Origin of the sequence: Rhodococcus sp. NPDC060090 (assembly GCF_042729855.1) — a bacterium.
Classification (GTDB): Bacteria; Actinomycetota; Actinomycetes; order Mycobacteriales; family Mycobacteriaceae; genus Rhodococcus.
This window is the reverse complement of sequence record NZ_JBHWXB010000002.1, coordinates 286,426-305,203: the sequence shown is the minus strand read 5'-3', so window position 1 is coordinate 305,203 and position 18,778 is coordinate 286,426. Positions and strand designations below refer to the sequence as shown.

The 18,778-nt window shown below is 65.5% G+C and carries 18 protein-coding genes; 12 read left to right on the top strand and 6 right to left on the bottom strand.

Annotated features, from left to right (window positions below; all coding sequences use genetic code 11):
• The first annotated feature begins 9 nt into the window (after positions 1–9).
• The 3 genes from ACFWCF_RS03835 to ACFWCF_RS03825 are packed head-to-tail and all read left to right on the top strand — an operon-like array spanning position 10 to position 3,080.
• Positions 10–1,236 carry an acyl-CoA dehydrogenase family protein gene (locus tag ACFWCF_RS03835; RefSeq protein WP_378557346.1) on the top strand — a complete coding sequence of 409 codons (1,227 nt, stop codon included), beginning with the start codon at positions 10–12 and terminating at the stop codon, positions 1,234–1,236.
• A gap of 18 nt (positions 1,237–1,254) precedes the next feature.
• Entirely contained in the window at positions 1,255–2,325 is a 1,071-nt protein-coding gene (locus tag ACFWCF_RS03830; RefSeq protein WP_378557727.1) for a phosphotransferase family protein, read from the top strand.
• Positions 2,322–3,080, top strand: coding sequence for an SDR family oxidoreductase (locus ACFWCF_RS03825; protein WP_378557343.1), 759 nt, complete (start codon positions 2,322–2,324; stop codon positions 3,078–3,080). The genes ACFWCF_RS03830 and ACFWCF_RS03825 overlap by 4 nt, the downstream gene beginning before the upstream one ends.
• A gap of 124 nt (positions 3,081–3,204) precedes the next feature.
• Here the strand turns inward: ACFWCF_RS03825 and ACFWCF_RS03820 are convergent, their stop codons facing one another.
• The 3 genes from ACFWCF_RS03820 to ACFWCF_RS03810 form a co-directional block, all read right to left on the bottom strand.
• Positions 3,205–4,302 (bottom strand): inositol-3-phosphate synthase, encoded by a 1,098-nt coding sequence (locus ACFWCF_RS03820; RefSeq protein WP_378557340.1) that lies wholly within the window; start codon positions 4,300–4,302, stop codon positions 3,205–3,207.
• Positions 4,295–4,855 (bottom strand): PadR family transcriptional regulator, encoded by a 561-nt coding sequence (locus tag ACFWCF_RS03815; protein ID WP_169689005.1) that lies wholly within the window; start codon positions 4,853–4,855, stop codon positions 4,295–4,297. The genes ACFWCF_RS03820 and ACFWCF_RS03815 overlap by 8 nt, the downstream gene beginning before the upstream one ends.
• A 277-nt stretch (positions 4,856–5,132) precedes the next feature.
• Entirely contained in the window at positions 5,133–5,333 is a 201-nt protein-coding gene (locus ACFWCF_RS03810; protein WP_378557337.1) for a DUF1707 domain-containing protein, read from the bottom strand.
• Between the two features lie 96 nt (positions 5,334–5,429).
• Between ACFWCF_RS03810 and ACFWCF_RS03805 the strand changes: the two genes are divergently transcribed.
• The 4 genes from ACFWCF_RS03805 (at position 5,430) to ACFWCF_RS03790 (ending at position 11,097) form a co-directional block, all read left to right on the top strand.
• A complete protein-coding gene (locus ACFWCF_RS03805; RefSeq protein WP_378557334.1) occupies positions 5,430–5,852 on the top strand; it encodes a DUF5318 domain-containing protein in 423 nt (140 codons plus the stop codon).
• 852 nt (positions 5,853–6,704) lie between these two features.
• The gene (locus tag ACFWCF_RS03800) at positions 6,705–8,951 is read left to right on the top strand and encodes a transglycosylase domain-containing protein (protein ID WP_378557331.1); all 2,247 of its coding nucleotides are present in this window, start codon (positions 6,705–6,707) and stop codon (positions 8,949–8,951) included.
• A gap of 9 nt (positions 8,952–8,960) precedes the next feature.
• The gene (locus ACFWCF_RS03795) at positions 8,961–10,580 is read left to right on the top strand and encodes a glycosyltransferase family 87 protein (RefSeq protein WP_378557328.1); all 1,620 of its coding nucleotides are present in this window, start codon (positions 8,961–8,963) and stop codon (positions 10,578–10,580) included.
• A 52-nt stretch (positions 10,581–10,632) separates the two neighbouring features.
• Entirely contained in the window at positions 10,633–11,097 is a 465-nt protein-coding gene (locus ACFWCF_RS03790) for an RNA polymerase subunit sigma-24 (protein WP_378557325.1), read from the top strand.
• 42 nt (positions 11,098–11,139) lie between these two features.
• On the opposite strand, the gene ACFWCF_RS03785 is transcribed toward ACFWCF_RS03790, so the two are convergent.
• The 3 genes from ACFWCF_RS03785 to ACFWCF_RS03775 are packed head-to-tail and all read right to left on the bottom strand — an operon-like array spanning position 11,140 to position 13,285.
• On the bottom strand, positions 11,140–11,553 hold the full coding sequence (locus ACFWCF_RS03785; RefSeq protein WP_378490697.1) for a DUF2752 domain-containing protein: 414 nt from the start codon (positions 11,551–11,553) through the stop codon (positions 11,140–11,142).
• 8 nt (positions 11,554–11,561) lie between these two features.
• Positions 11,562–11,900: a CD225/dispanin family protein gene (locus ACFWCF_RS03780; protein ID WP_378557322.1), complete on the bottom strand. Its 339-nt coding sequence runs from the start codon at positions 11,898–11,900 to the stop codon at positions 11,562–11,564.
• Positions 11,897–13,285: a glycosyltransferase 87 family protein gene (locus tag ACFWCF_RS03775; protein WP_378557319.1), complete on the bottom strand. Its 1,389-nt coding sequence runs from the start codon at positions 13,283–13,285 to the stop codon at positions 11,897–11,899. Before ACFWCF_RS03775 ends, ACFWCF_RS03780 begins: the two co-directional genes overlap by 4 nt.
• 129 nt (positions 13,286–13,414) lie before the next feature.
• Here ACFWCF_RS03775 and rpsF point away from each other — a divergent pair, with 129 nt between their 5' ends.
• From rpsF to dnaB, 5 genes are all read left to right on the top strand, one after another.
• On the top strand, positions 13,415–13,702 hold the full coding sequence (gene rpsF, locus ACFWCF_RS03770) for a 30S ribosomal protein S6 (protein WP_378490700.1): 288 nt from the start codon (positions 13,415–13,417) through the stop codon (positions 13,700–13,702).
• A 64-nt stretch (positions 13,703–13,766) separates the two neighbouring features.
• Positions 13,767–14,294, top strand: coding sequence for a single-stranded DNA-binding protein (locus ACFWCF_RS03765; protein ID WP_378490701.1), 528 nt, complete (start codon positions 13,767–13,769; stop codon positions 14,292–14,294).
• 40 nt (positions 14,295–14,334) lie between these two features.
• Positions 14,335–14,577 carry a 30S ribosomal protein S18 gene (gene rpsR / locus ACFWCF_RS03760; protein WP_378490702.1) on the top strand — a complete coding sequence of 81 codons (243 nt, stop codon included), beginning with the start codon at positions 14,335–14,337 and terminating at the stop codon, positions 14,575–14,577.
• A gap of 15 nt (positions 14,578–14,592) precedes the next feature.
• Complete coding sequence (rplI, locus tag ACFWCF_RS03755; protein ID WP_378490703.1) at positions 14,593–15,048, top strand: 50S ribosomal protein L9; 456 nt, start codon at positions 14,593–14,595, stop codon at positions 15,046–15,048.
• Between the two features lie 498 nt (positions 15,049–15,546).
• Positions 15,547–18,729 carry a replicative DNA helicase gene (gene dnaB, locus ACFWCF_RS03750; protein WP_378557316.1) on the top strand — a complete coding sequence of 1,061 codons (3,183 nt, stop codon included), beginning with the start codon at positions 15,547–15,549 and terminating at the stop codon, positions 18,727–18,729.
• The last annotated feature ends 49 nt before the right edge of the window (positions 18,730–18,778 follow it).

Here is an 18,778-nt window from a genome sequence, read left to right as displayed (position 1 = left end):
GGAGCCTTCATGGATTTCGGACAGTCCGAACGGAGCCGCGACTATCTCGACCGGCTGCGAAACTTCATCGCCGCCGAGGTCGAACCCGTCGAACAGCGCGTCCGTGCCGTACGGAGCCAGGCGCGTGCCCAGCGCCATGACGACGCCGGCAGCTGGTCCGTCTCGCCGGAATTCCGCGAACTACAGCGCAAGGCACGCGAGGCCGGCCTGTGGAACCTCTTCCTCCCCGACCCGGATCTGGGCGCGGGCCTGTCCAATGTCGAGTACGCACCGCTCGCCGAGGAGATGGGCCGGTCGATGTTCGCGTCGGCCGTGTTCAACTGCGATGCACCCGACACCGGGAACATGGAGGTGCTCTACCACTACGGCAGTGCCGAACAGAAGGACCGGTGGCTGCGCCCGCTGCTCGACGGCGAGATCCGGTCGGCGTTCTGCATGACCGAACCCGACGTCGCGTCGTCGGATGCCACCAATATGGCTGCGACCGCCGTCGTCGACGGCGACGAGGTGATTCTGAACGGACGCAAGTGGTGGAGCACCGGTATCGGGCACCCCGACTGCAAGGTCCTGATATTCATGGGCCTGACCGATCCGAACGCTCACAAGTACCAGCGGCACTCGATGGTCCTCGTCCCGATCGACACCCGAGGGGTGACGATCGAGCGCATGCTTCCGGCAATGGGATACTTCGACGAACCCGGTGGGCACGGCGAGGTGTCGTTCATCGATGTCAGGCTTCCCCTGGATGCGATGATCGCCGGAGCGGGCCGGGGTTTCGAAATCGCCCAGGGCCGTCTCGGACCGGGGCGGATCCATCACTGCATGCGCCTGGTCGGGCTCGCCGAGCACACGCTCGAACTTGCATGCCGCCGCGGCCTCGACCGGACGGCCTTCGGTAAACCGATCGTCAACCTCGGCGGCAATCGCGAACGCATCGCCGACGCCCGCATCGCCATCAATCAGCTTCGGCTGCTCGTCCTGCACGCTGCGTGGCTGCTCGACACGCAGGGCCTGGCCGGTGCCCGATCCTCGGTCTCCGAGATCAAGGTCGCCGCGCCTCGGGTCGCACAGCAGATCATCGATTTCGCAATCCAGATCCACGGCGGCGCAGGCCTGTCCGACGACTTCCCGCTCGCCGGCGCCTGGACGGCAGCGCGGGCACTGCGCCTTGCAGACGGCCCCGACGAGGTCCATCAAGGCCTCGTGGCACGATTCGAACTCGGCAAATACAACTGAGATGGGGATACAGGAGTGATCGAACTTCCTGACAACGCGCGAGCAGTCCGCGACGAGGACACGTTCGACATCCAGGCCGTCGCGGCATGGCTGGGCGAACACGCAGGTATCGCAGGGATTCCGGAGGTGCGCCAATTCGCCGGTGGCGCATCCAATCTGACCTACCTGTTGCGCTATCCGGACCGCGACCTCGTGCTGCGCCGCCCGCCGACCGGGGCGAAGCCGTCCTCCGGGCACGACATGGCGCGTGAATACCGCATCCAGGCGCTGCTCGCACCGGCCTACCCGCACGTGCCTGCGATGGTCGGCCTGTGCACCGACCACAGTGTGCTCGGCAGCGACTTCTACGTCATGGAACACGTGCCCGGCACGATCCTGCGGACCAACCCGCCCACCACCCTGGACCTGACGCCGGAACAGACCCGAGCCCTGTGCCTGCGGATCGTCGATCTGCTCGTCGAACTGCACGGCGTCGATCCCGAGACCACCGGGCTCGACGAATTCAGCCGTGGCACCGGATACGTTGCGCGACAGGTCGCGGGCTGGACCAAGCGCTACGAGAAGGCCCGGACCGACAACGTCCCCGATTTCGCACGTGTCACCCGCTGGCTCGACGAGGCCCGGCCCGCCGATGTCGCGTCGACGGTCGTGCACGGAGATTTCCGGCTCGACAACGTCGTCCTCGACGAGAACGATCCGTTGCGGCCGGTCGCGGTGCTCGACTGGGAACTGGCGACGATCGGCGACCCACTCATGGATCTGGGGTCGTCGCTCGCATACTGGGTGCAGGCCGACGACGACCCGATGATGCTTGCCACCAAGCGGCAGCCGTCGGATCTTCCCGGTATGCTCACCCGCCGCGAGATCGTCGAGTACTACTCCGAGAAAACCGGCCTGCGGGTGGACAACTGGGGGTTCTACGAGGTCTTCGGGTTGTTCCGACTCGCCGTGATCGCCCAGCAGATCTACTACCGCTACCATCACGGACACACCACCAACCCCGCGTTCAAGGATTTCTGGGTCGTTGTCGGCTACCTCGACTCCCGGTGCAACGCGCTCATCGACCAACACGAGAAGGAGAGCCGATGAGTCGGCCGCAGCGACGCAATATCCTCATCACCGGAGCCAGCTCCGGTCTCGGGGCCGGAATGGCGCGCGAATTCGCCGCGCGCGGACGCAATCTCGCACTCGCGGCACGCCGTGTCGATCGTCTCGACGCACTGCGGTCGGAACTGCTCGCGGAGCACCCGCACATCACGGTCGCGGTGCGGTCGCTCGACGTCAACCGGCACGATGACGTCTTCACCGTCTTCCGTGAGTTCGACGAGGAGCTCGACGGTCTCGACCGTGTGATCGTCAACGCCGGCCTCGGCAAGGGGCAGCCGTTGGGCACCGGCTACTTCCACGCGAACGCGCAGACCGCGCAAACCAACTTCCTCGGTGCGCTCGCCCAGAGCGAGGCGGCGCTCGAACTCATGCGCCCGCGGGACGCCGGGCACGTCGTCCTGATCTCGTCTATGAGTGCACTGCGCGGGATGCCGCGCAATATGACGACCTACGGTGCGTCGAAGGCCGCTGTCGCGGCGCTCGGTGAGGGGATGCGATCGGACCTCGCGGGCACCGGCATCGATGTCAGCACCATCTTCCCCGGTTACATCCGTTCGGAGATCAACGAGAAGGTGAAGAAGGTCCCCTTGATCGTCGACACCGAAACCGGCTGTCGCGCACTGGCTGCGGCGATCGAGAAGGAGCCGGCCAAGGCGTATGTGCCGGGATGGCCGTGGATCCCGCTCGCGTACGCGATGAAGGTGCTGCCGTTATCGGTGGTACGGCGTATGACGTGACGATGGCCGGAAAGAAGCGTGACATCGGCACGAGATTCCGTGAGCACCTGACCGCGTAGAACAGCTGTGGCGGTGGGTGAGTCCGAAGACTCACCCACCGCCACAGTGCGTTCGGAGTACCGAGCTACTCGGCGCCGATGATGAAGGCCTCGAGCTCGGTGCGAGCCTTGTCGTCGGCCATCTGAACCGGCGGGGACTTCATCAGGTATGCGGAAGCCGGGAGGATCGGGCCGCCGATGCCGCGGTCCTTGGCGATCTTCGCGGCGCGGATCGCGTCGATGATGATGCCTGCGGAGTTCGGCGAGTCCCAGACCTCGAGCTTGTACTCGAGGTTCAGCGGGGCGTCACCGAAGGCACGACCCTCGAGGCGGACGTACGCCCACTTGCGGTCGTCGAGCCACTGCACGTAGTCGGACGGGCCGATGTGGACGTCGCGGTCGTGGACCTTGCCGGCCAGCGGGCCGTTGAGGTTCGACGTGACGGCCTGGGTCTTGGAGACCTTCTTGGACTCGAGACGCTCACGCTCGAGCATGTTCTTGAAGTCCATGTTGCCGCCGACGTTGAGCTGGTACGTGCGGTCGAGCACGACGCCGCGATCCTCGAACAGCTTCGCCATCACGCGGTGGGTGATGGTGGCGCCGACCTGCGACTTGATGTCGTCGCCGACGATCGCGACACCGGCGTCGGTGAACTTCTTGGCCCACACCGGATCGGAGGCGATGAACACCGGGAGTGCGTTGACGAAGGCCACGCCGGCGTCGATGCAGCACTGGGCGTAGAACTTGTCGGCCTCGTCGGATCCGACGGGCAGGTACGACACGAGGACGTCGACCTCGGCGTCCTTCAGTGCCTGGACGATGTCGACGGGCTCGGCGTCGGAGAGTTCGATGGTCTCGGCGTAGTACTTGCCGATGCCGTCGAGCGTGTGGCCGCGCTGGACGGTGATGCCTGTCGGCGCCACGTCCGCGATCTTGATGGTGTTGTTCTCACTGGCGTTGATCGCCTCGGAGAGATCGAACCCGACCTTCTTGGCATCGACGTCGAACGCGGCGACGAACTTGACGTCGCGCACGTGGTAGCGGCCGAATTCGACGTGCATCAGACCGGGGACGGTCGTGGTGGCGTCGGCGTCCTTGTAGTACTCGACGCCCTGAACCAGAGACGAGGCACAGTTCCCCACGCCCACAATGGCCACGCGCACCGAGGTGCTGTTCTCACCCATGGTCGGGTTCTCCTTCTTTTCTGCTTGCTGCTGACGACTGCTCGGCGGCGATGAGTTCGTTGAGCCAGCGGACTTCGCGTTCGCTGGACTCGAGGCCGAGTTGGTGTAGCTGACGGGTGTAGCGATCCAAAGTGCCGCTCGCCCGTCCGATGGCGTCGCGGAGCCCTTCTCGGCGCTCCTCGACCTGGCGCCGCCTGCCTTCCAGAATCCGCATCCGCGCTTCCGCGGGCGTGCGGCTGAAAAAGGCGAGATGAACGCCGAATCCGTCATCGGTGTAGTTCTGTGGGCCTGTGTCGGCCACCAATTCGGTGAACCGCTCTCGGCCTACCGGGGTGAGCTGGTAGACGCGACGAGCGCGCCGCTTCACCGGCCCGGGAACTCCGGCATCCTGCTCGGCGATGAGGCCGTCGGCCTGCATTCGCCGCAACGTCGGATACAGCGATCCGTACGAGAAGGCGCGGAAGGCGCCCAATAGCCCGGTCAATCGCTTGCGGAGCTCGTAACCGTGCATGGGCGATTCGAGAAGCAGCCCGAGGATTGCCAGCTCGAGCAAGGTGGGCCACCTCCTTCGTCCGTTCGAACCCAACCGAGTGATGCGATGCAAAACTATATCGCACCGATATATAAAACCATACGCGTGTGCCGATAGGTGCACGAGGAAGAGTTCGAGCGGTGACCAGCAGAACTCCTGCGGAACACAGGGATCCCCACGGCAAACAGGATTTCCCACAGCAATAGGATTTCCCACAGCAATGCGGCGACAGCGACGTCGGCCACACCCACGATCACCGGCATCGACCGGCCGTGCGGGCTCGGGCAGGTTTTTCGATTCAGGCCTCGGCCGGGGGCCTCAGGTCACGCACGAGACTCGCGAGTTCCGGCAGCGTTGTCGCTGTTTCTGCACGTGCGACGAGGTCATGCCACTCTTCCTCGGTGAGCCGGCCGTCGGCATGCGCAGCGTCGAGATGCGTGCGTGCGTGGGCGCGATCGCTGTCGCGGACGCGGGTCGGCGAGGAGTGTCGGCGGGCCACGGCAGAAGCGTAGTCGGCCCCGAATGCGTGTGCCGTGGCCAGTGCCGAGCGCCCTCCGCGCCCACTTGTGCAGGGGCCGCACGTACTCTGGATCCCGTGCAAACTCAGCGGCAGGTGGTGGACTACGCGTTGCAGCGACGGTCGCTGCTGGCCCAGGTCTACTCGGGGAAACGCGGCGTTGCGGAGGTCTGCGACGCGGGCTCCTACCTGCTGCGAGCCGCAAAGTTCCACGGCAGGGGCAGCGACGTGGTGTGCCCGATCTGCCGCAGGGAGCAGCTGACTATTGTTTCGTGGGTCTTCGGCGACAAACTCGGGCCGGTTTCCGGTTCCGCGCGCACTCCCGAAGAGCTGACCCGCCTGGCATCCAGCCAGGAGGAATTCTCTGTCCACGTGGTCGAGGTGTGCCGAACCTGCAGCTGGAACCACCTCGTGCAGTCGTACGTTCTCGGTGCGCAACCCGCACCGCAGCGGCCCCGTCGCCGATCGACGGGTGCGAATCGACGCACCGCGAGCGAGTGAACGGACACCGGACGACGTGACATCGACGTACCCGACGGTGTACACAGCTGCACAAGACCGAACGACCGAGTCGTCGACCACCTGTCCGAGGACGGAATCGAGGATGCGGCGTAACGCGTCGCGCCGACATTTGGAGAAACGTACGTGAGTTCCACCGACAACGAACCCGAGGACAACCGGGCGGTTCCGCCCCAGCCGAACGGCCCTGCCGGCGTCCCGCCGCAGCGGCCGACACCGGATGGTGCACCCGCTGCGGGGCGTCCGCTGCCGCCTCCGCCGCGTCAGCAGGGGTCGGGACAACCACCGGGTCCGGGTGCACGGCCGCCGCTTCCGCCTCAGGGACATCCGCAGCAGCCCCCCGGACGTGGCGGGCTCCCCCCGCAACAGCCGGGGCCTCGGCAGCCGGGGCCTCAGCAACCGGGTCCGCCGCCACAGGGTCCTGCGCCCCAGGGCCGCGGTAGACCGCCGCAGCAGGGCAGGCGCCTGCCTCCTCCTGGGCCGGGCCAGCCGATGCGACCCGGCACGGGACCGGTTCCCCAGCAGCAGCGTCCACCCCAGATGTTCCCCGGTGCACCCACGGATCGCGCACCGGGCGGACCTGCCGGCCCCCACGGTCCGTCGAACCCCGCCGATCGCCGTGCGCCGGGTGCCGATCCCACACGACGAATGCAGTCCGGCGCACCGAACAGTCAGGAGCAGGCGGCAGTGCGGCAGCCTCTGCCGCGGACCACTGCCTCTGCTTCCGGTCCGGCCGGTGGCCCTCCCGCGGGCGGGCCGCCCACGGCACCTCCCTCGGGAAGGCGCGGTGGCGGAGCCGGCGGTAACGGTGGAGGGTCGAGGATCCCGTGGCGCATGATCCGACGTATCGGATATGCGGTGGTCGCGGCGGGCATTCTCGTCCCCGTCCTCACCTTCATGCTCGCGTACGTCGCGCAGGATGTGCCGCGCCCCGGTGAACTCGTGACCAACCAGGTGTCGACGATCTACAACGCTGACGGATCGAGCGTCATCACCAAGATCATTCCACCTGAAGGCAACCGCAACGAGGTGGAGCTGCAACAGATCCCCGAGCACGTCCGCAACGCCGTGCTCGCGGCCGAGGACCGCGATTTCTACAGCAACGCAGGATTCTCGGTCACGGGCTTCGCCAGAGCCGCGCGCGACAATATCCTCGGCCGCGATAGTGCGGGTGGTGGCTCGACGATCACCCAGCAGTACGTCAAGAAGGCACTCGTCGGTGACGAGCGCAGTCTGACTCGTAAGGCCAAGGAACTCGTCCTCTCGGTGAAGATGGCGAACCAGTGGCCGAAGGACGAGATCCTCTCCGCCTACCTCAACACCATCTACTTCGGACGCGGCGCGTACGGCATCTCGGCGGCCGCGAACGCCTACTTCGGTAAGCCGGTCAACGACCTGACCGTCGAGGAGGGCGCAGTCCTCGCATCATCGATTCAGCTGCCGTCGCTGCTCGACCCGGAACAGAATCCGGAGGGAGCCGAGGCCCGCTGGAACTACGTGCTCGACGGCATGGTGTCCGCGGGCACCCTCAACGAAGCAGACCGTGCGACGAAGCAGTACCCGGCGTACGTCCCTCTCGCCGAGCTCGACTTCGGCGACCAGACGATGGGCCCGGAGGGTCTGATCAAGAACCAGGTGCTGGCGGAACTGTCCGCCGAAGGCATCGACGAGAACCTTCTCAACACCGCGGGGCTCGAGATCACCACGACGATCGATGCCACGGCGCAGGCCGCCGCGGTCGACGCCGCACAGTCCAACCTCGAGGGTGAGGACGAGAACCTGCGTACCGCGGTGGTTTCCGTCGACCCGGCCAGCGGTGCGGTGCGTGCGTACTACGGCGGTGACAGCGGTGTCGGATACGACTTCGCGCAGGCAGGGCTGCAGACAGGCTCGTCGTTCAAGGTGTTCGGCCTGGCTGCGAACCTCGACCAGGGCAAACCGTTGTCTACGACCTACGACAGCGGTCCGCTCACCATCAACGGCATCGAGATCAGCAACGTCGAAGGTGAACAGTGTGGCGAGTGCACGATCGCCGAAGCACTCAAGCGCTCCCTGAACACGAGCTTCTACCGGATGATGCTCGATATGGACAACGGCCCGCAGGCCATCGCCGACATGGCGCACACGCTCGGTGTCGCGAAGGAACTGCCGGGCGTCGGCGAGACCCTCACCGAATCCGGCGGCGTGGGACCGAACTACGGCGTCGTCCTCGGTCAGTACCAGTCGCGGGTTCTCGACATGGCGTCGGCCTATGCGACGCTCGCCGCGTCGGGCATGCATTACGACCCGCACTTCGTGCAGAAGGTTGTCACCTCCGACGGTGAGGTGTTGCTCGACCGCGGCTCGCCGAGCGGCGAACAGGTGGTCGACGATGCCGTGGCCGACAACACCACCGCGGCCATGATGCCGATCGCTGCACACTCGAACGGGCACGCTCTCGCCGGTGGTCGTCCGTCCGCCTCGAAGACCGGAACCGCCCAGCTCGGCGACACCGGGTCGAACAAGGACGCATGGATGGTCGGGTACACCCCGTCGCTGTCCACCGCGGTGTGGGTCGGAACCGAGCAGGGTCTGCCACTGGAGAACAGCTGGGGCGGCATGATCTACGGATCCGGTCTGCCGTCGGACATCTGGAAGGACACGATGGACGGGGCCCTTCAGGGCACCGACGTCGAGTCGTTCCCCAAGCCGGGGAAGATCGCCGGTGAGTCCGGTGTGCCGACCTGGTCGGCCAAGTCGACAGCGCCGCCCACTACCAGTGGCAATCCGTCGGCGTCGCGAACGATCCCGACGTTGCCGGAGCTCCCCGAGATCACCGACATCACGACGCAGAACGTGGAAATCTTCCCGGGCGTGACGATTCCGATTCCGGGTGTGGCGCAAGCACCCGCCACCACGACGCCGCCTCGGGGGCCGTCGAGCAACGATTCGACTTCGGAGGAAGCCGAGACCGAGGACTCGGGTGGCAGTGACCAGACCGTGCCGTCGGCCCCCACCACCACGAATCGAGTCCCCCAGTTCAACCAGGCTCCGGGCGCGGCGAACGGCCAGGGATCCGACGTACTCCAGCCCGCCGGGTAGCCTCTCGGCGTGACCGTCAACGAGGAGGCCGAGCACAGGGGACACGTCTCTCCTGAGCCTCTCACCGACGATCGTCGTTCCGTGGATTGGCGCGACACCCCGGGCCGAACCGACCCGATGGTGTCGCGCCTTTCTGCACTCGTAGGGGGCCCGGTCGGCAGGCACGCCGTGCTGGGTCGTACCCGTTTCTTCACGCCGTTGCGGGCAATGCTGTTGCTCGCGGTGGTGTTCTTGGCCTTGGGCTGGTTCGGGAAGGCCGCGTGCATCCAGCAGGCGCCGCTCGGTCCCGACGGGGTGCTCGGGCTGGACTGGAGTGACAACCGCCAGTACGTCGCGATGTGCTATTCCGACGTCGTTCCGCTCTACGGCGCGGAACGTCTCAACGAGGGTGCGTTCCCGTATGCGACGTCGTGGGAGGAACCGGGCGCGGACGGGCAGACACAGACCCGCTACATGGAGTATCCCGTCGTGTCGGGGCTCTACCAGTACGTATCGATGCGCGTCGCGAAGGCATGGGACTCGGTGTCGTGGCTGCCCGGCGGCCTCCAGGTGGCGATCTACTTCAATGTCGTCGCGTTGGGGCTGGCGTTCGCGTGGCTTGCGACGGTGTGGGCCACCGCCATGTCTGCGGGCCGGCGCGTCTGGGATGCCGCGCTCGTCGCTGCCTCACCGCTCGTGATGGTCCATGCGTTCACGAACTTCGACGCTCTGGCCACGGCATTCGCTGCGGGCGGTCTACTCGCGTGGGCCCGCCGCCGCCCCGTCCTCGCGGGTGTATTGCTCGGCATCGGTGCCGCGACGAAGTTGTATCCGCTGCTGCTGCTCGGACCTCTGCTGGTGTTGTGTCTGCGCACCGGGAAGATGCGAGCCTTCTTCCGGACGCTCGGTGCCGCAGCGGGCACGTGGCTCGTGGTGAACCTGCCGATCCTGCTGCTGTATCCGCACGGATGGTACGAGTTCTTCCGCTTGAATTCCGATCGCGGAGCCGACCCCGACTCGATCTACAACGTGTTGAGGTCGTTCGTCGGATGGCCCGATTGGTCACCGTCGACCCTGAACCTCGTGTCGCTGGTGTTGTTCGCATGCGCATGCGTCGCGATCGGGTGGTTGGCGCTGACCGCGGCCCGGCGCCCGCGACTGGCCCAGCTGTGTTTCCTGCTCGTAGCGGCATTCTTGTTCACCAACAAGGTGTGGAGCCCGCAATATTCACTGTGGCTCGTTCCGCTGGCGGTGCTCGCGATCCCGCATCGCAGGGTGCTGCTCGCATGGATGACGGTCGATGCGCTCGTATGGGTGCCGCGCATGTTCTATTATCTCGGCCCCGAGAACAAGGGAGTGCCGGAGCAGTGGTTCACCGCGACGGTGCTGATCCGGGACATCGCGGTCCTGGCGTTGTGCGCGGTGGTGGTGTGGCAGATCCGTCGCCCGGTCGAAGATCCCGTCCGGTACGGATTCATCGACGACCCACTCGGTGGTGCTCTCGACCAGGCGCCGGATGCTCACCCGCGGTGGTTGCCGGGGTGGTTGAAACCGGCGCACCAGCGCGCGGCGCCGATTGCGTCCCGGCCCGTTCCTTTCGATTCGGTTTCGTCCGATCAGGGGACAGCGGACACGCAGGTATCGTCCTAACCTTGTATGGGGTGGCCTGTAGGGGGGCCGGTTCGTAGTGAAGGGAGGGGACATGAACACTGTGCGCGGCGACGGAGTGCTCGGACATTTCACGATGTGCGAACTCGCGTGGTCGGTGGCTTCCGGCGATGCTGCTGCGATGCCTGCCCTCCTGCGACAGCTGTATCCCCAGGTTTCTGCGTATTGCCGCGCACGCGCTCGCGACACCGATGATTCGTTCACCGACGCAGATCGCCTCGCCCTCGACGTGTGCCACACGATCCTCGCCGCGGTGTCGTCGGCAGCGGGTGCCCAGCAGCCGTTTGCACACCTTGCCTATGCGACCGCGGTCGACGCGGCCGACGCCCGGTTCACTCGACCCGTGGGCGGTCTCAGAACCCGCATCCAGCGGGAAATTCTCATTCTGCGCACGATCGTCGGTCTGGACCTCGAGCTGACCGCGATTGCGTTGGGTGTCAGCCCCAGGCGGGTACGTGCCGAGCAGCACGCCGCGTTGAAGTCGTTCCGCGCAGCCTGAATCGGGCGATCGATCGGCCAACTGTTCGGGTTCGAAGCCTGTTCAGATTCGCAGTGACGTGAACGGCGCGACCGGAATGTTGCGCACCACGAACCACACCGCGACCACTGCGAGCACGATGTGCGGGGCCCACCGATATCGCTCCCACCGGGGCATCGGCGTGTTCCGCACACGGCTCACGGTCCACACAGTGAACATGACGAGCAACCCCACCGTCGCGGCGACACCCAGTGCATTGAAATGCAGAGCCGACGAAAAATCAAGGTGCACAAGCGAATACAACATTCGGGACGCGCCGCACCCGGGGCAGAGGATTCCGAAGAGCGTGTACGTGGGGCACGCCGGGATGATCCCGCCCGGGGTGGTCGGGTCGGCCCACGCCACGAATGCGCACGCGCTCACCGCACCTGCCGCGACGGCGACGGGTGCTTTCAGACGTGCGAGGGTGCGCTCCATGCGGGTCCTCAGTGCGTCGTAGCCACGACTGCGGCCCAGAACGCGAAATAGCCGACGACGAGGGCGATCAACCCGAGAACCCACACCACCGCCGACCAGATCGCCCACCTCTTCGCCGAGCGCGCTGCCCTGTGCGCGTCGTCGAAACGTCCCTGCGCCCAGAGGGTGTTGACCCGCGACGACATCACCAACGACACGATGCCCATCGGCATGCAGAACACCACGGTCGCGACGATGCCCCAGACGAGGTTGTTCTCCGGTGGTCGACCGTAGGGGTGGAAAGGTAGGGCGTAGCCGGGCGGATGTCCACCCGGCCCGGACTGCGGGAACTGTTGGTACGCATTCATGTGCCGGTGCGCTCCTCGGTTCGCATGTGTGGGGTGTGTTCGTCGACTGTCACTGTGCGTCCACCGTGGTGTGTGTGCCTCTCGGAGGCGCGGCGCTCGGACGAGTTGAGGAAGACGAAGAACAACACGATCAACAGTAGTGCGCGTCCCCACACTCCGATGTGGACGAGCGTGAGCGGCAGCGCCGGGTCGCTGTTGCCTGCGGTCGAATCGAACCAGAGGAAGATCCCGATCCCGATCGACAGGTCGGCGAGAAGGTACGTCGCGATGAGTTGCCACGGGATTTTCAGCAGCACGAGCAGGGGTAGCAGCCACAGCGTGTACTGCGGGGAATGCACCTTGTGGAGCAGCAGGAATCCGCACAGAATCGCGGCGGCCACCGGCAGCCACGGGTAGGTGCCGTCGCGGAGGTAGCGGCGCCATCCGAGCCACATCGCGACCGCGAATGCCGTGAGCATCAACGCCGGCGACGCGAGAGCGACCACGTCGTTGTATTCGGAGGTGACGTCGTGCCCCTGGTAGCCGCCCATCAGCGGGCGCAGTCCCCAGTACCAGATCGAGTTGCTGGTCGCGTCCGCCTCGCGGTTCTGCTGGAACGTGAACGAGGCGCGCCACCCTTCGAAACCGAGGATCGCGAAAGGAAGATTCATTGCGACGACGGTCGCGACAGCGGTGCCTGCGACCGCGAGCGCGCCACGGGTATCGCGGCTGCGGTTCTGCTCGGTCGGGCCGCCGGAGGTGGCGCCGCGCGTGAAGACATACGCGATGAGCGGCAGCACGAAGAGCCCGGGATAGAGCTTGAGGCCGAACCCGATGGCGAGAAGAGCCGCGGCGATCACCCCGCGGGTGCGTAGCGGCCAGCGCTCGATGCCCACGATCGCGATGGCCGCGACGGTCACCGCGACCACCGGAAGATCCCAGTTCAAGAACGCGTACAGCACCAGCGGTGGGGTGGCCGACCACCACAGTGCGTGCCACCCTGCGACCCGTCCGAGAATCCATGCGGTGAGCAACCCGAACGGCGCGAGCAGCAGCGCGGTGTGCAACAGGAAATCGGCGTCGGTCTCCGCGAACAGTGCTCCCACCCACATGAGGACGCCGCCGAGCACCGGGTACTCGACGGTGCCGCCTGTGAGGTTTCCCGCAGTGGTGATGCCGCCGTCGACGAACGGGAACTGGTGGAGATTGATTCCGCGTCCGAGCCACAGTTGCTGGATGTCGGAATAGCAGACGGTTGCGTCCTTGACCTCGTCGAATCGCATCGAGCGGCCGAAGAGATCGAAGGGAGGGCCTGCGCAGCGGGCCTTGTTCAGGTAACCGAGGAACAGCATCAGCGCACACATTGCGACCGCGACGAGCGTGGCAAGGGATCGGCTCGTGCGCATGTCCTCACCCTAAGTCAATTTCCCTGGTCAAGCTGGGGTCATGTACCCTTCTTGGGTTGCTGACGCAACGACCCTCCTGTCACGGATCGTCCGTGACCGTTCACAGTCCATGGGAGGTGATGAGGTCTTATGCGTCATTACGAATTGATGATCATCCTGGACCCCAGCCTGGATGAGCGCACTGTCGCTCCCTCGCTGGAGACGTTCCTCAACGTGATCCGTCAAGAAGGCGGCACTGTCGACAAGGTCGAGGTGTGGGGTAAGCGTCGTCTCGCGTACGAGATCGCCAAGAATGCCGAAGGCATCTACGCGGTGGTCGACATCAGCGCGACGCCCGCTGCGGTTGCAGAGCTGGATCGTCAGCTCGGCCTGAACGAATCGGTGCTTCGCACCAAGGTTCTGCGCCTCGGAAAGTGAGCCTGTCGGCGCTTGGCCGTAGGCTCTGGCGCATCAGGACTCCACACACTGCAGGAGGAACCACATGGCAGGCGATACCGTCATCACCGTGGTCGGCAATCTGACCGCCGACCCAGAACTGCGTTTCACCCCGTCGGGTGCCGCGGTCGCGAACTTCACTGTCGCGTCCACGCCCCGGATGTTCGACCGTCAGTCCAATGAATGGAAGGACGGCGAGGCTCTCTTCCTGCGCTGCAACATCTGGCGTGAGGCAGCCGAGAACGTGGCCGAGAGCTTGACTCGAGGCTCCCGCGTGATCGTGCAGGGCCGGCTCAAGCAGCGCAGCTACGAAACACGTGAAGGCGAGAAGCGCACTGTCGTGGAGCTCGAGGTCGATGAGATCGGCCCTTCGCTCCGTTACGCCACGGCCAAGGTCACCAAGGCCGCTCGCGGCGGTGGCGGTGGCGGAGGCGGCTTCGGTGGTTCCTCCGGTGGATCGGGCGGTGGGCGCCCCAGTTCCAATGCCAACGTCGGTGGAGACGACCCGTGGAGCAACGCTCCGCAGGGCGGTTCCTTCGGTGGCGGCGGCGGGGACGACGAGCCCCCGTTCTGATCCGACCTTCGATCGGAACATCTAAGTACGGAGAAAGACCATGCCTAAGTCGCCCGCGCGCGAGAAGGTTTTGAAGAAGAAGGTCTGCACTTTCTGCAAGGAAAAGAACATGCAGATCAACTACAAGGACACGACGCTGCTGCGTAAGTACGTCAGCGATCGCGGTAAGATCCGCGCTCGCCGTGTCACCGGCAACTGCGTGCAGCACCAGCGCGACGTCGCTGTTGCTGTGAAGAACTCCCGTGAGGTGGCACTGCTTCCTTACGTCTCGACGACTCGCTAAGGAAGGGGAAACACGATGAAGCTCATCCTCACCGCCGACGTGGACAACCTCGGTGCGCCTGGCGACACCGTTGAGGTCAAGGACGGTTACGGCCGCAACTACCTGCTGCCTCGCGGACTGGCGATTGTCGCCACCCGTGGTGCAGAGAAGCAGGTCGCGGGCATCCGTCGTGCACAGGAGGCTCGTGCAGTCCGCGGCCTCGAGCACGCACAGGAGCTCAAGGCCGCCATCGAGGGCCTCGACGGCGTCTCGCTGACAGTCAAGACCGCTGCAGACTCGGGCAAGCTGTTCGGCTCGGTCACTGCTGCCGATGTTGCCGGCGCGCTCAAGGCTGCCGGTGGCCCGGTTGTCGACAAGCGCATTGTCGCGCTGCCCAAGGCGCACATCAAGGCGACGGGCAAGCACGAGGTCGCTGTGAAGCTGCACCCGGACGTCACTGCGAAGTTCACGCTGAACGTCGTCGCTGCCTGATCCGGTTTTCGAAGAGCCCCGCGCACCTCGCGCGGGGCTCTTCGTCGTCTGTGTACAACCTGTGGATCAACCCTGTGGGATTCGTTCGGTGTGTGATGCGCAACATATCGTTTCTGGAACGAAACGACGGACACGCCCGACTGCCGATGTGACCACGACACGCCGAAATACTTTTACTCCACAGCTGTGAAGAGCAATTTTTACGCTCTGAACTGGATAGATGCGCGGTGTGACATGTGTTCTCCCCAGGTTGTCCACAGAGGGTGCACAACATTGTCCACGCGTTTCCACAGTTCATCCACAGATGTGTGCACAACCCGATTTGGTGAGTGGCTTTTTCGTCCCTAACGTCGTGCACACGACTCCCACGGATATGTCGGTGGGGACGGGTAGAACGTGAATCATAGATCTGGCCGCAGGGCTTCGGACCTACTCACGGAAAGCCCGTCGGCCGGGCATGACCGTGCTTGGTTCGGGATTCGGAAGGGCGGTATCGCGTTGGCAGTTGTGGACGATCGAGGCCATTCCGAGTACTCCGGACCGCCCGACGAACCGGAAACCGATTTCGGGCGCCAGCCTCCCCACGACTATGTGGCAGAGCAATCCGTGCTCGGCGGCATGCTGCTGAGCAAGGACGCCATCGCCGACGTCCTCGAGGTGCTCCACCCGGGCGACTTCTACAAGCCCGCGCATCAGTTCGTCTACGACTCGATCCTCGACCTCTACAGCCGCGGCGAGCCCGCCGACCCCGTCACGGTGTCCGCCGAACTCGATCGCAAGGGCGAGCTCAAACGCATCGGCGGCCCCGCCTACCTGGTCACGCTCACCCAGACGGTTCCCACCGCCGCGAATGCCGGCTACTACGCCGAGATCGTCTCCGAGAAGGCGATCCTGCGTCGCCTCGTCGAGGCAGGTACACGGATCGTCCAGTACGGGTACGCAGGCTCGGAAGGGCAGGATGTCGCCGAGGTCGTCGACCGGGCCCAGGCCGAGATCTTCGACGTCTCCGAACGCCGCACCAGCGAAGATTTCGTTGCCCTCGAAGAACTGCTGCAGCCCACGATGGACGAGATCGACTCCATCGCCAGCCGTGGCGGCATCTCCGTCGGCGTCCCCACCGGGTTCGCGGAACTCGACGAACTCACCAATGGCCTGCACGCCGGGCAGATGATCATCATCGCCGCACGCCCCGGTGTCGGTAAGGCACTCGCACTCGACACTCCCCTACCCACCCCCGGCGGGTGGACCACCATGGGCGAGGTCGCGGTCGGCGGCGAACTGCTCGACGCCGACGGCAGGCCCACCCGCGTCGTCGCGGCCACCGAAGTGATGCACGGACGGCCGTGCTTCGACGTCGTGTTCTCCGACGGCACCGTGCTCGTCGCCGACGCACAGCACCAGTGGCGCACTTCGGACGGTGCTGTCCGCACCACAGTGGAGCTCGCCGCCACTGTCGACGACGAACACGTCGTCTCCAACACCGCTCCCCTCCGGACGCCCGCAGCGGACTTACCCATTCCGCCGTTCACGCTCGGTGCATGGCTGGGCGGCCCGTCGTCCGATCCGCACATCCACATGCGCGTCGAAGGCGAAGGCGGGTGCACCGAGGCCCTGATGACGCTCGGTGCGCACATCCCCGCCGCATATCTGCGGGCATCGCCGGAACAGCGCCGCGATCTGCTGGCCGGACTCCTCGACGCCGGCGGCGCCATCGACGGCGACGGCACCATCCGATTTGCTTCGGACTGTGCCCGCCTCGTCGAGGACGTCGCCGAACTGATCGCCGGACTGGGCCACACCTGCATCGTCGACAGCGGTGAAGTGGCGTTCGAGACCGGCGACGACATCTTCGTTCTCCCCAGCAAGGCCCTCCTGCACAAGGAATGTCGCGTCCCGGTGCCGTGTGAGCGTCGTATCGTCGCGGTGCGGCCGGTGGAGTCGGTGCCGGTTCGATGCGTCGAGGTCGACGGCGAGCACATGTATCTTGCGGGTCGGGCGATGGTGCCCACACACAACTCGACGCTCAGCATGGACTTCATGCGGTCGTGCTCGATCAAGCACGGTATGGCTTCCGTCATCTTCTCCCTGGAAATGGGACGAACCGAGATCGTCATGCGACTGCTCTCCGCGGAAGCGAAGATCAAGCTCGGCGACATGCGGTCCGGTCGTATGACCGACGACGACTGGACCCGGCTCGCGCGGCGTATGAGCGAGATCAGCGAAGCGCCGCTGTACATCGACGACTCACCGAACCTGACCATGATGGAGATCCGCGCAAAAGCGCGGCGGCTGAAGCAGAAGCACGACATCAAACTGATCGTCATCGACTACCTGCAGCTCATGACATCCGGTAAGAAGGTCGAGTCGCGGCAGCAGGAAGTCTCCGAATTCTCGCGTAGCCTCAAGCTGCTCGCGAAGGAACTCGAAGTTCCCGTCATCGCGGTCTGCCAGCTCAACCGTGGTCCCGAGCAGCGAACCGACAAGAAGCCGCAGGTGTCCGACCTTCGTGAGTCGGGTTGCCTGCCTGCATCCACCCGGATCATGCGTGCGGACACTGGCGTGGAGGTCACCCTCGGGGAGCTTCTCGAGACCGGCGAACAACCGCTCGTGTGGTCGTTGGACGAGCGGATGCGCATGGTTGCCCGGCCGATGGTGAAGGTCTTCCCCAGCGGCCGTAAGGAAGTGTTCAGGCTTCGGCTCGCGTCCGGCCGCCAGGTGGACGCAACGGCGAACCATCCGTTCCTCACCGTCGACGGCTGGATGCCCCTCGGCGAGTTGATGGTCGGCGGTCGTGTCGCGGTGCCGCGGGCTCTGCCCGCGCCGATCGAGATGGTCACCTCTTCCGACGACGAGATCGTCGCCCTCGCCCTCCGTGCCGTCGCCGAGGCCGCAGTGCCGTCGCGTGCGTTCGCGTTGCCGAAGGAGCAGGTTGCTGCGCTGCTCTGCCACGTGTGGGAAGACAGCGGTTTCCTCGCCTGGGACATGGACGCAGAGCAGGCGATGATCCGGTACTCGACCACCGACCGGCGCCTCGTCGACGACCTGGCCGTCCTGTTGCTGCGGATCGGTGTGTTCGCGCAGATCACCGACACCGCATCGGGCTACGAGCTGCGCGTGACCGACCCGGACGGGCAGGCGGTGTTCCTCCACGACGTGGGCGCCCACGGTACTGCTGCGCAATGGGTGCTGACGCAGCTCGGCCCGAAGTTGATGCGTCGCAACACCGATACAGTGTCATCCGAACTGGAGGAGTCGCTGGGCCGGCTCCTTGCCGTCGAGCGGTTCACGCCGACCGAACTCGTCGGTGCAGCGGCGTCGCGCTCCAACCTGGCCAAGGTGGCCGGTGCGCTCGACGAAGCCGACATCGACATGGTTGCCACGAACAACGTGTACTGGGACGAGATCGTCTCCATCACCAGCCTCGGTGAACAGGATGTCTTCGACGGAACCGTCCCGGGCACACACAATTTCGTGGCCGACGGCATCGCGGTCCACAACAGCCTCGAGCAGGACGCCGACATGGTCATCCTCCTGCATCGCCCCGACGCCTTCGAACGCGACGACCCGCGCGGCGGCGAAGCGGACCTGATCGTCGGTAAGCACCGTAACGGACCTACCGCGACCATCACGGTGGCGCACCAGCTGCACCTGTCGCGGTTCGTGGATATGGCGCGCGGCTGAACTTTCCTCCGTTTGTGCGGGTTTCCGTGGGTCGTGAGGCAACGGGAAC